Below are 759 nucleotides of genomic sequence, written 5' to 3'. Positions count from 1 at the left end.
ATAAATAAAATTTTAATTATTTTGTTACACATATTTTATTACCTCTATTATAGGCATKTTAATAACCTTTATTATTGGATAAATACCTGCTAATATTGATACAGATAACACCCATGCAAATATTAAAACAGTATCTTTAAATGTTAGTAATAAGCTTAAAGGATAACCGTCAGTAGCACCAGGAAATTTCATTATAAAGTTTGAAGCATTTAATATACTAGCAGCMCCGTAAGAAATAATTATTGAAATAAGAGAACTTAATACTGCCATTATAATAATTTCCAAAAATAAAAGCAAAGTTACATTTTTTATATTTATTCCTAATGCACGCATWGTACCAAAYTCATTTAAACGCTCTAAAAAATTTGTTGTAAGCATYTGCATAACCGAAACAAATACTAATATGCTTAATATAAATAARGCTATTAAATAATTATTAGTATTCATCTCTATTACAGAAAGTAAAAATGCATTCAAATCCTTCCAATCTTTAGCCTCATAGTTAAGATTATTTTCATTAAAATATTGATTAAGATTATTTTTTATTTCAGTTGCCTTTTTATAATCTTTTAAATATACGAGCAAATTATGAGCATTACCATACTCAAGACCAAATATTTCATAAATAGCATTTAGAGGCGAGTAAATAGTAATAGCATCTGAAGCACTGTTATTTAAAGAAATTGCCCCTACAGCCATTAAAGAACCTAAACTTATACCCTCTCCAAAATCTGTCATCAAATTTAAATAAGGCTCTTC

General features: G+C 25.9%; 1 protein-coding gene. It reads right to left on the bottom strand.

The annotated features are described in order from the left end of the window. Window positions 1-24: 24 nt before the first annotated feature. Window positions 25-759: ABC transporter permease (locus GQX97_RS13050; protein ID WP_157152278.1), on the bottom strand; the 735-nt coding region annotated here is incomplete at its 5' end.

Origin of the sequence: Brachyspira sp. SAP_772, from assembly GCF_009755885.1 — a bacterium.
Classification (GTDB): Bacteria; Spirochaetota; Brachyspiria; order Brachyspirales; family Brachyspiraceae; genus Brachyspira.
Note: the sequence above shows the minus strand (reverse complement) of the source record. Positions and strands in the feature narration are given on the sequence as shown.